This window comes from Agrococcus sp. HG114, from assembly GCF_024723325.1.
Taxonomy (GTDB): domain Bacteria; phylum Actinomycetota; class Actinomycetes; order Actinomycetales; family Microbacteriaceae; genus Agrococcus.
In genome coordinates this window covers 1-10381 of the sequence record NZ_JANQCH010000083.1, presented here as the reverse complement: position 1 = coordinate 10381, position 10381 = coordinate 1, and the positions used below count along the sequence as shown (strand labels likewise).

5 protein-coding genes are annotated in these 10381 nt (G+C 71.1%); 1 reads left to right on the top strand and 4 read right to left on the bottom strand.

The annotated features are described in order from the left end of the window. From NWP09_RS08950 to rpoB, 3 genes are all read right to left on the bottom strand, one after another. Window positions 1-455, bottom strand: a 455-nt coding sequence (locus tag NWP09_RS08950) for a hypothetical protein (protein WP_258275173.1), incomplete at its 3' end; no start/stop codon positions are given. A gap of 153 nt (window positions 456-608) precedes the next feature. After that, window positions 609-4493: a DNA-directed RNA polymerase subunit beta' gene (rpoC, locus tag NWP09_RS08945; RefSeq protein ID WP_258275172.1), complete on the bottom strand. Its 3885-nt coding sequence runs from the start codon at window positions 4491-4493 to the stop codon at window positions 609-611. Between the two features lie 45 nt (window positions 4494-4538). Further along, window positions 4539-8009 (bottom strand): DNA-directed RNA polymerase subunit beta, encoded by a 3471-nt coding sequence (gene rpoB / locus NWP09_RS08940; RefSeq protein ID WP_258275171.1) that lies wholly within the window; start codon window positions 8007-8009, stop codon window positions 4539-4541. Between the two features lie 299 nt (window positions 8010-8308). On the opposite strand from rpoB, the gene NWP09_RS08935 reads away from it, so the two are divergent. After that, window positions 8309-9094 carry a spermidine synthase gene (locus NWP09_RS08935; protein WP_258275174.1) on the top strand — a complete coding sequence of 262 codons (786 nt, stop codon included), beginning with the start codon at window positions 8309-8311 and terminating at the stop codon, window positions 9092-9094. Window positions 9095-9127: 33 nt separating this feature from the next. Here NWP09_RS08935 and NWP09_RS08930 read toward each other — a convergent pair whose 3' ends face one another. Further along, window positions 9128-10099 carry a VOC family protein gene (locus tag NWP09_RS08930; RefSeq protein ID WP_258275170.1) on the bottom strand — a complete coding sequence of 324 codons (972 nt, stop codon included), beginning with the start codon at window positions 10097-10099 and terminating at the stop codon, window positions 9128-9130. Window positions 10100-10381 lie beyond the last annotated feature (282 nt).

The following is a 10381-nucleotide window of genomic DNA, read 5'->3' as shown; positions in this document are numbered from 1 at the left end:
CCGTCGCCGTGCCGGCGCAGGCCGAAGGACGGCCTGCGCGGCTCGACGAGGGGCGGCGGCTCAGCGGCCTCGCCGCCGGGCTCGCGCTCGAGCGAGGTCGTCGCCGCGTCGCCGTGCACGTCCTCGGCGGATGCGCGGGGCGCGTCGTCGGGGTGGGCCGCGGAGTGCGAGGGGCCGCGGAGCGACGAGGGCGCGATGACCGTCGGCTCGATCGGCTGCTCGCGCTCGTCGGGAGCGGTGCGGAGCTCGGCGGTGTCGGCCTCGCCCTCGTGCTCGACGAGCGGCTGGTGCTCGTCGTGCTCCTCGACGGAGGTCGCCGCGACCTCGGAGGAGTCCGGGGCGAGCTCGGCCGAGTCGTGGACCGCGCCGGCGTCCGTGCCCTCGGGCTGCTCGCGCGGCTCGGGCGCGGTGCCGAAGAAGCGGTCTCGCCACGACGTGGGCTGCTGGTCGCTCATGGGTGAACCTCCTGCGTCGGCACGGTGCCGGGTCGGGGTGAGTCTAGGCGCGGCGCGTCGGCGGGCGGCCGCGGCGCACCGCGTGGGCGGGGGATCGCCCGGGAACGCGGAAGAGGGCCGCTCCCCTGCGGGGAACGGCCCTCTCCGTGCGGATCAGACGTACTGGCCGGGCTCCTCGCCGAGCTCGCCGCCCGTGAAGGCGTCGAAGTCGAGGTAGGAGAGGTCGGACTCGTCGACGCCGCCGGCGTCGGCGAACAGGCGGTTCGGGTACCGCTCCGCCTTCGCCTCCTCCGTCGCCTCGACCGAGACGTCGCGGTAGCGCGCCAGGCCGGTGCCGGCCGGGATGAGCTTGCCGATGATGACGTTCTCCTTGAGGCCGAGCAGCGGGTCGCGCTTGCCGGCGAGCGCCGCCTCGGTGAGCACCTTGGTCGTCTCCTGGAAGGAGGCGGCCGAGAGCCACGACTCCGTCGCGAGCGACGCCTTCGTGATGCCCATGACCTCCTGGCGCGCCGAGGCCGTCTTCTTGCCCTCGGTGAGCGCCGCGCGGTTCAGCTCGTTGTACCGCGAGCGGTCGACGAGCTCGCCGGGCAGCAGCTCGGTCTCGCCGTGGTCGACGACGGTGACCTTCCGCAGCATCTGGCGGACGATGACCTCGATGTGCTTGTCGTGGATCGGCACGCCCTGCGAGCGGTACACGTCCTGGACGCCCGACACCAGGTGCTTCTGCACCTCGCGGACGCCGCGCACGCGCAGCACCTCCTTCGGGTCGACCGAGCCGACCTGCAGCTGCTGGCCCTGCTCGACGTGATCGCCGTCGCCGACCTCGAGCGTCGCGCGGCGCAGCACCTGGTAGGTGAGCTCCTCGTCGCCGTTGTCGGGCGTGATGACGACGCGCTTCGACTTCTCGTCCTCCTCGATGCGCACGCGGCCCGCCACCTCGGCGATGGGCGACGCGTTCTTCGGGGTGCGGGCCTCGAAGAGCTCCGTCACGCGGGGCAGACCCTGCGTGATGTCGCTCGCGCCGACGGAGCCGCCCGTGTGGAAGGTGCGCATCGTGAGCTGCGTGCCCGGCTCGCCGATCGACTGGGCGGCGATGATGCCGACCGCCTCGCCGATGTCGACGAGCTTGCCGGTCGCGAGCGAGCGTCCGTAGCAGTGGGCGCAGACGCCGACCGCCGACTCGCACGTGAGCACCGAGCGCACCTTGACCGACTCGACGCCGGCCTCGATGAACGCGCGGATCTCGCGGTCGCCGATGTCGGAGCCGGCCGTCGCGAGCACCGTGCCGTCGGAGGCGACGACGTCGACCGCGAGGTTGCGGGCGTACACCGCCGACTCGACGTTCTCGTGCAGCACGAGCTGGCCGTCGATGGTCTCGGCGATCGGCACCTCGAGGCCCCGCTCGGTGCCGCAGTCGTCCTCGCGGATGATGACGTCCTGCGACACGTCGACGAGACGACGCGTGAGGTAGCCCGAGTCGGCCGTGCGGAGCGCCGTGTCGGCCGAGCCCTTGCGGGCGCCGTGCGTCGCGATGAAGTACTCCGCGACCGTGAGGCCCTCGCGGTACGACGAGATGATCGGGCGCGGGATGACCTCGCCCTTCGGGTTCGTCACGAGGCCGCGCATGCCGGTGATGTTGCGCACCTGGATCCAGTTGCCGTTCGCGCCGGCGGTGACCATGCGGTAGATGGAGTTGCCCTCGTCGAACGCCTCCTGCGTGGCCTTCTGCACCTCGTTCGTCGCCCGCGTCCAGAGGTCGGTCAGGTCGCCGCGACGCTCGGCGTCGGTCAGCAGGCCCTTCTCGAACTTGTCCTGGATCTTCCGCGCCTGCTCCTCGGCCGCGGCGACGATCTCGTCCTTGCGGGCCGGGGTGATGACGTCGGAGAGCGCGACCGTGATGCCCGAGCGCGTCGCCCAGTAGAAGCCCGCGTCCTTGATCTTGTCGAGCGTCGCCGCCACCACGGTCTTCGGGTAGCGCTCGGCGAGCGCGTTCACGATGAGCGAGATGACCGGCTTGGCCGCGACCTCGGAGACGTACGGGAAGTCCGCCGGCAGCAGCTCGTTGAAGAGCGCGCGGCCGAGGGTCGTCTCGAGCAGGAACGGCTCGCCGTCGACGAAGCCCTCCGGGCGGTCCTGGTCGCGGAAGACGAGGCCCGACATGCGGATGCGCACCACGGCGTTGAGGTCCAGGGTGCCCTGGTCCATGGCCATGATCGCCTCGGCGACCGAGGAGAACGCACGGCCCGTGCCCGCCGCATCCGCCTTCACGGACGTGAGGTGGTGCAGGCCCGAGACGATCTCGTGCGTCGGGAGCGTCACCGGTCGGCCGTCGGACGGCTTCAGGATGTTGTTCGACGCGAGCATGAGCACGCGGGCCTCGGCCTGCGCCTCGACCGAGAGCGGCAGGTGCACGGCCATCTGGTCGCCGTCGAAGTCGGCGTTGAACGCCGAGCACACGAGCGGGTGCAGCTGGATGGCCTTGCCCTCGACGAGCAGCGGCTCGAAGGCCTGGATGCCGAGGCGGTGCAGCGTGGGCGCGCGGTTCAGCAGCACGGGGCGCTCGCGGATGATCTCCTCGAGCACGTCCCACACCTGCGGCTTCGACCGCTCGACCATGCGCTTCGCGTGCTTGATGTTCTGCGAGTGGCCGAGGTCGATGAGGCGCTTGATGACGAACGGCTTGAACAGCTCGAGCGCCATCTGCTTCGGCAGGCCGCACTGGTGCAGCTGCAGCTGCGGGCCGACGACGATGACCGAGCGGCCCGAGTAGTCGACGCGCTTGCCGAGCAGGTTCTGGCGGAACCGGCCCTGCTTGCCCTTCAGCATGTCGGAGAGCGACTTGAGCGCGCGGTTGCCGGTGCCCGTGACGGGGCGGCCGCGGCGGCCGTTGTCGAACAGGGCGTCGACCGCCTCCTGCAGCATGCGCTTCTCGTTGTTCACGATGATCTCGGGGGCGCCGAGGTCGAGCAGGCGGCGGAGTCGGTTGTTGCGGTTGATGACGCGGCGGTAGAGGTCGTTCAGGTCGCTCGTCGCGAAGCGGCCGCCGTCGAGCTGCACCATGGGGCGCAGCTCCGGCGGGATCACCGGGACGACGTCGAGCACCATCGCGGCCGGGCTGTTGCCCGTCTGCAGGAACGAGTTGACGACCTTGAGGCGCTTGATCGCGCGGATCTTGCGCTGGCCCTTGCCCTCGGCGATCTGCTGGTGCAGGTCCTCCGACTCGGCGGCGAGGTCGAACTCGAGCAGGCGCAGCTTGATCGCCTCGGCGCCCATGTGGCCCTCGAAGAACTCGCCGTAGAGGTCGACGAGGTCGTGGTAGACCGCGTCCTCCGCCTTCAGGTCGCCGACCTTCAGGGTGCGGAAGTCGTCGAAGACCCGCTCCATGTGCGCGATCTGGTCGTCGGCGATCTTGCGCAGCTGCGCCATCTCGCGCTCGCCCGCGTCGCGGACCTTGCGCTTCTGGTCGGCCTTCGCGCCCTCCGCCTCGAGCTCGGCGACGTCGGCCTCGAGCTGCGCCAGTCGCTCGGCGATGTCGGCGTCGCGGCGCTTCTCGATCTCGGCGATCCGCAGGCGGAGCTCCTGCTCGAGCTGCGGCAGGCGCTCGTGGCGTGCGTCCGCGTCGACCCGGATGATCATGTACGCGGCGAAGTAGATGACCTTCTCGAGGTCCTTCGGCGCCATGTCGAGCAGGTAGCCGAGGCGGCTCGGCACGCCCTTGAAGTACCAGATGTGCGTGACGGGGGCGGCGAGCTCGATGTGGCCCATGCGCTCGCGGCGCACCGACGACTTCGTGACCTCGACGCCGCAGCGCTCGCACACGATGCCCTTGAAGCGCACGCGCTTGTACTTGCCGCACGCGCACTCCCAGTCGCGGCTCGGGCCGAAGATCTGCTCGCCGAACAGGCCGTCCTTCTCCGGCTTCAGCGTGCGGTAGTTGATGGTCTCCGGCTTCTTCACCTCGCCGTAGGACCATGCACGGATGTCGTCGGCCGTGGCGAGGCCGATCCGCAGCTCATCGAACGTGGTTGCGTCGATCAATGCTTTTCCTCTTGTCCCTTAGAAAACTGTTCTGCGGCTGCCGGATCAGATGTCGTCGATCGACGACATCTCGGGGCGCGAGATGTTGATGCCGAGCTCCTCGGCCGTGCGGAGCGCCTCGTCCTCGTCGTCGCGCAGGGTGACGACGTCACCCGCGGCGTTGAGCACCTCGACGTTCAGGCACAGCGACTGCATCTCCTTCATGAGCACCTTGAAGGACTCGGGGATGCCGGGCTCCTGGATGTTCTCGCCCTTGACGATCGCCTCGTACACCTTCACGCGGCCGACGATGTCGTCCGACTTGATGGTGAGGAGCTCCTGCAGGGTGTAGGCCGCGCCGTACGCCTCGAGCGCCCAGACCTCCATCTCGCCGAACCGCTGGCCGCCGAACTGGGCCTTACCGCCCAGGGGCTGCTGCGTGATCATCGAGTAGGGGCCGGTCGAGCGCGCGTGGATCTTGTCGTCGACCAGGTGGTGGAGCTTCAGGATGTACATGTAGCCGACCGAGATCGGGTACGGGAACGGCTCGCCCGAGCGACCGTCGAACAGGTTCGCCTTGCCGGAGCCGTCGACGAGCCGCTGGCCGTCGCGCGTCGGGAGCGTCGCGTCGAGCAGGCCGATGATGGCCTCCTCGGTCGCGCCGTCGAACACCGGGGTCGCGACCTTCGTGTTCGCGGGCGCCTCGAGCGTGCGCGGGTCGAGGCCCTCGGCCCAGTCGGGGGTGCCCTCGACCTTCCAGCCCGTCTTCGCGATCCAGCCGAGGTGCGTCTCGAGCACCTGGCCGAAGTTCATGCGCTTCGGGATGCCGAGCGGGTTCAGCACGATGTCGACCGGCGTGCCGTCGGCGAGGAACGGCATGTCCTCCTCGGGCAGGATCTTCGCGATGACGCCCTTGTTGCCGTGGCGGCCGGCGAGCTTGTCGCCCTCGGTGATCTTGCGCTTCTGCGCGATGTAGACCACGACCTTCTCGTGCACGCCCGAGCCCAGCTCGTCGTCGCCGTCCTCCGCGCGGAACTGCTTGACCGCGATGACCGTGCCCTGCTCGCCGTGCGGCACCTTGAGGGACGTGTCGCGGACCTCGCGGCTCTTCTCGTTGAAGATCGCGCGCAGCAGGCGCTCCTCGGCGCTCAGCTCGGTCTCGCCCTTCGGCGTGACCTTGCCGACGAGGATGTCGCCCGGGACGACCTCGGCGCCGATGCGGATGATGCCGCGCTCGTCGAGGTCGGCGAGCAGGTCGGGGCCGACGTTCGGGAGATCGCGGGTGATCTCCTCCTTGCCGAGCTTCGTGTCGCGGGCGTCGACCTCGTACTCCTCGATGTGGATCGACGAGAGCACGTCCTCCTTCACCAGGTTCTGGCTCAGGATGATGGCGTCCTCGTAGTTGTGGCCCTCCCACGGCATGAACGCCACGAGCAGGTTGCGGCCGAGGGCGAGCTCGCCCTGGTCGGTCGCGGGGCCGTCGGCGATGACCTCGCCGGCCTCGATGCGGTCGCCCGCCGAGACGATCACGCGGTGGTTGTACGACGTGCCCTGGTTCGAGCGGTCGAACTTGCGCAGGAAGTACTGCTGCGTGCCGCCCTCGTCGAGCTGGATCGAGACCATGTCGGCCGAGACCTCGGCGACGACGCCCGACGCATCCGCCGTGATGACGTCGCCCGAGTCGATCGCGGCGAAGCCCTCCATGCCGGTGCCGACGAACGGCGACTCGGAGCGGACGAGCGGCACGGCCTGGCGCTGCATGTTCGCGCCCATGAGCGCGCGGTTCGCGTCGTCGTGCTCGAGGAACGGGATGAGGCTCGTCGCGACCGACACCATCTGGCGCGGCGAGACGTCCATGTAGTCGACCTCGGTCGGCAGGACGAGCTCGACCTCCTCGCCCTTGCGACGGGCGACGACGCGCTCCTCGACGAAGCGCTGCTTCGCGTCGAGGCGGTTGTTGGCGTGCGCGACGACGAACTCGTCCTCCTCGGAGGCGGTGAGGTAGTCGATGCGCTCGCTCACGACGCCGTTCTCGACCCGGCGGTACGGGGTCTCGATGAAGCCGAACGAGTTGATGCGCGCGAAGGTCGCGAGCGAGCCGATGAGGCCGATGTTCGGGCCCTCAGGGGTCTCGATCGGGCACATGCGGCCGTAGTGCGAGGGGTGCACGTCGCGCACCTCGACGCCCGCCCGCTCGCGCGAGAGGCCGCCGGGGCCGAGCGCCGAGAGGCGGCGCTTGTGGGTCAGGCCCGCGAGCGGGTTATTCTGGTCCATGAACTGCGACAGCTGCGAGGTGCCGAAGAACTCCTTGATCGCGGCGCTCACGGGGCGCACGTTGATCAGGGTCTGCGGGGTGATCGCCTCGATGTCCTGCGTCGACATGCGCTCGCGCACGACGCGCTCCATCCGGGCGAGGCCCGTGCGGACCTGGTTCTGGATGAGCTCGCCGACCGCGCGGATGCGGCGGTTGCCGAAGTGGTCGATGTCGTCGACGTCGAGGCGCACCTCGACGGGCTCGCCCTTGCGGACGCCCGGGAGCGTCGCCTCGCCCGCGTGGAGCGCGACGAGGTACTTGATCGTCGCGACGATGTCCTCGACCGAGAGCACCGAGTCGCTCATGGGCACGTCGATGCCGAGCTTGCGGTTGATCTTGTAGCGGCCGACCTTCGCGAGGTCGTAGCGCTTCGGGTTGAAGTAGAAGTTGTCGAGGAGTGCGCGCGCGGCCTCGGCGGCGACCTGCTCGCCCGGACGCAGCTTGCGGTAGATGTCGCGGAGGGCGTCCTCCTTCGACATCGGGGCGTCCTTCTCGAGCGTCGCGAGGATCGACTCGTAGCCGGCGAACTCGCGCGCGATGTCCTCGGCGGTGAGGCCGAGCGCCTTGAGGAAGACGGTGACCGACTGCTTGCGCTTGCGGTCGATGCGCACGCCGACCGCGTCGCGCTTGTCGACCTCGAACTCGAGCCACGCGCCGCGGCTCGGGATGACGCGCGCCGAGAAGACGTCCTTGTCGGAGTTCTTCTCGGGGGTGCGCTCGAAGTACACGCCCGGGCTGCGCACGAGCTGCGACACGACGACGCGCTCGGTGCCGTTCACGATGAACGTGCCCTTCTCGGTCATGAGCGGGAAGTCGCCCATGAAGACGGTCTGCGACTTGATCTCGCCCGTCTCGTGGTTCATGAACTCGGCGGAGACGTAGAGCGGCGCGGCGTACGTCTTGCCGCGCTCCTTGCACTCGTCGATCGTGTACTTCGGCACGTCGAGCACGGGCTCGGAGAACGACAGCTGCATCTTCTCGCTGAGGTCCTCGATCGGGGAGATCTCCTCGAAGATCTCCTCGAGCCCCGACTGGGCGGGGATGTCGTCGCGGCCGGCGGCGGTCGCCTCGTCGAGGCGGGCGCGCCACGCGTCGTCGCCGATGAGCCATTCGAAGCTCTCGGTCTGCAGCGCCAGCAGGTCGGGGACGGTGAGCGTCTCGGGGATGCGGGAGAAGCTCAGTCGGCTTGCGTTCCGACCGGTCTTGGGGCTCAGTTCAGCCAAGGCAGATACCTCCGGGCCGGGAAGGGTTGCGGGTCTTCCCGGGATCGTGTCGTCGGTGAGAGACTCGTCAACACCCTTGAAGCGCCCGGTCTCCGGGCGCGCGCCGACCGCAATATGAAGGCAGAGGGGATGTCTGTGAGCGCAAAGAATCACAGTACGCCCCGCGCGCGCGGTTGTCCAGTCGCGGCGGCGTGTCGGCTGGCGCTCGTCCGGCCCCCGATGCTAGCGCGCGACGCGGGCGGCAGGATGGGAGGGTGGAGACCCCGAGCCGCCGCCTCTCGAGCGGCCTGCACGCCCAGATGCGCTACGCGTCGGCGGGCGGCTGGCAGCTCGTGGTGGACGGCACGCCCCAGTCGCACGTGGACCCCGAGCGGCCGGAGCTGCTCGTCTACGAGTACGTGCAGCAGATCGGCCACGTCATCGACGCGCTCGAGCCGGGTCCCGTGACCGCGGTGCACCTCGGCGCGGGGGCGCTCACGCTGCCCCGGTACGTCGCGGCGACCCGGCCGGGCTCGCGCCAGCAGGTGATCGAGCTCGAGCCCGCGCTCGTCGAGCTCGTGCGCGAGGTGGCGCCGCTCCCCCGCGGCGCGAGCGTGCGCCTGCGCTACGGCGACGCGCGCGAGCAGCTCGCGCGCCTCCCCGGCGGCCTGCGCGGCGCCGTCGACCTCGTGGTGGTGGATGTCTTCTCCGGCGCGCAGACGCCGGCCCACGTGACCACGGTCGAGTTCCACGCGCTCGTGCGCGAGCTCCTCGCCCCCGCGGGCGTGGTCGTCGTCAACATCGCCGACGACCGCTCGCTCGCGTTCGCGAAGCGCCAGCTCGCGGCGCTCCTCGAGGTGCACGCCGAGGCGGCCGCGCTCGCCGACCCCGGGATGCTGAAGGGCCGGCGCTTCGGGAACGTCGTCGCGCTCGCAGGCGCGGCGCTGCCCGACCTCGAGGCGATCGGCCGCGCGCTGCGCCGCGACCCGCTGCCCGGCAAGGTCGTCGCGGGCGACGAGCTCCGCCGCTTCCTCGGCGGAGCGCTCCCGGCTCGCGACGCCGACGCGACGCCGAGCCCGGCACCGGGCCGGGGCGTCTTCGGCTGATCGCCGCCCGCTCCCGCCCGGCCGGCGCCGCGCTCAGCCCTCGGCGCGCAGCACGACCTCGGTGCCCCACGGGTCGGCGGTGACGAGCGCGTCGGCCGTCCTCGTGGACGCGACTCCCGCATCCGCGAGCCTCGCCTCGACCGCGTCGAGCTCCGCCGCGCTCTCGAGCACGACCTGGAGCGAGCCGAGCCCGAGCCCCGCCGGCCGCGCGCCCGCGCCCGCTGAGCCCCACGTGTTCGCGGCGAGGTGGTGGTGGTAGCCGCCCGCGCCGAGGAAGATCGCGCCGTCGACGCGGGCCGTGACGGCGAAGCCCAGCGCATCCGCGTAGAACGCCTCGGCCCGCTCGAGGTCGCCGACCCTGAGGTGCACGTGCCCGACGCTCGCGCCGCCAGCGCTCGCGCCGCCGAGGTGCTCGTCGACGAACGCCCGGATGTCGAGCGGCTCGCTGCCCATCTGCACCTCGCCGCCCTGCCACTCCCACTCGTCGCGCGGCGTGTCGACGTAGAGCTCGACGCCGTTGCCCTCGGGGTCGTCGAAGTAGAAGGCCAGGCTCACCGCGTGGTCGGCCGAGCCGCCGTAGAGCATCGGGTAGCGGCCCGCGACGCTCGCGAGCGACCGCGCGAGCGCGGGGGCGTCGTCGAAGCGGATCGCGGTGTGGAACAGGCCCGCATCGCGCGGCGAGGCGGGTGCGCCTTCCGCGGCGGCGAGCCGCACGAGCTCGACGCCGTCGCGACCGAGCGAGACGGCCTCCTCGGTCTGCTCGAGCACGTCGAGGCCGACGCCGAGCGGACCGTAGAAGCCGATGAGCGCGTCGAGGTCGCCGGCCCGCAGCTCGACGGGCCCGAGGCGCGTGTCGCCCCCGAGCTCGCCGAGCGGGATCTGCTCGGCGGCCGAGCGCTCGCCGGAGCCGTCGGCGAGCACCGCTGCCGTGATGCCGCCGCCGACGAGGGCGATGGCGATGAGCGTGGCGGTCGTCCAGAGGGTCGTGCGGCGCTTCGGGGTCACAGCGGGGGGAACCGGAGATCAGACATCGGCATTCCGGGCGCCGCTCCGCTCTCCGGCGCACGGCGCGTGCTCCGCGCGATCGGGCGCCGGTGCGCGACCATGGTGCGATGAGCGAGTCGATCGGCTACGACCAGACGGCGCTGCGCAACGCGGTCGACGTCGCGGCGGCCGCGCGTCGGCTGCGGCAGCTCGGCCGCGAGCGGTCGCTCGCCGCCGTGTCGGAGCGGGCCTGGCTGCTCGAGAGCATCGGCCGGCTCGACGAGGCGCTCGCCGCCGCGGGCG

Bases quoted from the DNA above. Each gene is read 5' to 3' on its own strand.
- NWP09_RS08935 (WP_258275174.1), top strand. From the start codon at position 8,309: ATGCGCTACGCGTCGGCGGGCGGCTGGCAGCTCGTGGTGGACGGCACG.